This is a genomic window from Bordetella petrii (assembly GCF_020991325.1).
In the GTDB taxonomy this organism is placed as follows: Bacteria; Pseudomonadota; Gammaproteobacteria; order Burkholderiales; family Burkholderiaceae_B; genus Bordetella_A; species Bordetella_A petrii_E.
Genome location: NZ_JAJMLX010000481.1, coordinates 1 through 1,456, shown reverse-complemented (window position 1 = coordinate 1,456; position 1,456 = coordinate 1). Strand labels below are relative to the sequence as shown.

The following is a 1,456-nucleotide window of genomic DNA, read 5'->3' as shown; positions in this document are numbered from 1 at the left end:
CGCGCGGCGCTCCGCGGCGAAATGCCGCGTCAGCATGCGCAGGCGGGCGCTTTCCAACTGCTCGCGCACGGGCCGGGCATCGCCGGCCAGCACCTGCCATGCCTGCAGCAGTACCGCGGCCGCGGCAGGGTCGTGCATCACGGCCCCCGCCTGGTCCATGAAGTCGTAGCCGGTGGTGCCGTCGACGTCCCAGCGTTCGTCCAGCGTTTCGCCCGGGCCCAGGATTTTCTCCACTACCAGATAGGGTTCACGCGGCAGGCCTTCCGCCGCGCGCGCTTCGCCGCATTCCCGCAGCGCGGCGCGCAATTGCCGGCAATAGGCAATCGGGTCGGCCAGCCCGTCCACGTGGTCCACGCGCACCCCGTCGATCAGGCCGTCGGCATATAGCCGCAGTATCAGTGCATGCACGGCCTGGAATACCTGAGGGTCTTCCACGCGCACGCCGGCCAGCGTGGAAATCTCGAAGAAGCGGCGCCAGTTGATCTGGTCGGCGGCCGTGCGCCACCAGGCCAGGCGGTAATGCTGGGCCTGCAGCAGCTGGTGCAGGCGGGCGCGGCCCGCCTCGGTGGCGGGATCATGGGAATCGCGGGGCTGGCCTGGCGCGGATCGGGCCGGCTGGGTGCCGGGCGCCAGGGGCAGCCGGGCGCCGGCCGCGTCGATGTAGAACTCACCGCAAGCCGTATCGCAGGCCAATTGGATATCCCCGGCCCGCAAGCTGGCCCCATACGGCCGGCCCAGTTGGGGCAACAGCACTTTGCCGTGCAGGGCGCTGTCGGCAGGTTGCCAGTCTATGTCGAACCAGTTGGCGTACGGACTGCCGGGGCCCTGTGCCAGCACGTCGTGCCACCAGGGGTTGGCGGCATGCGCCGCCATATGATTGGGCACGATATCGGCGATCAGGCCCATGCGGTGCTGGCGCGCCGCGGCGGCCAAGTGCTGGAAGGCATCCATGCCGCCCAGTTCGGGGTTGATGGCCGCGTGGTCGACAACGTCGTAGCCGTGCGTGGAGCCGGGGCAGGCCGTCGTGACGGGCGACAGGTACAGGTGACTGATACCCAGCCCGGCGTAGTAGGACAACTGCGCGGCCGCATCGTCCAGGGTAAAGCCGGCATGCAATTGCAGCCGCGCGGTGGCGCGCGGCGTCATGCCTGCCTCCGTGCGGACTTGATGGCCTCGATGCGGGCCCGCAGCGAAACGTCCTGCATCAGGCTGGCGGTGTCCTGCTGCATGCGCTGGCGCCAGTTGGGATGCTCATCCACGGTGCCCGGCAGATTGGGCTGTTCCGCCACGGCGGCCAGGTCTTCCAGGGGAGCCAGCATCAGCGGCGCGGGGGTGGCGGCGACAAAGCCCAACAGGTGGCCGATGGGCGCTTCGTCCGGGACCGGGCCGGCGCGGGCCAGTCCGGCCGCGCGTAAGCTGGACCACAGTGCCGTGCGCTGGGCCAGCCGCGCATGGC

2 protein-coding genes are annotated in these 1,456 nt (G+C 70.3%); both read right to left on the bottom strand.

Annotation, left to right across the window (positions count from 1 at the left end; all coding sequences use genetic code 11):
- On the bottom strand, positions 1-1,146 hold a 1,146-nt coding region (locus LPZ50_RS24780), incomplete at its 3' end, for an alpha-amylase family glycosyl hydrolase (RefSeq protein WP_268903636.1).
- A partial coding sequence (locus tag LPZ50_RS24775; protein WP_230665484.1) for a 4-alpha-glucanotransferase occupies positions 1,143-1,456 on the bottom strand: 314 nt, incomplete at its 5' end. The genes LPZ50_RS24775 and LPZ50_RS24780, both read right to left, overlap by 4 nt.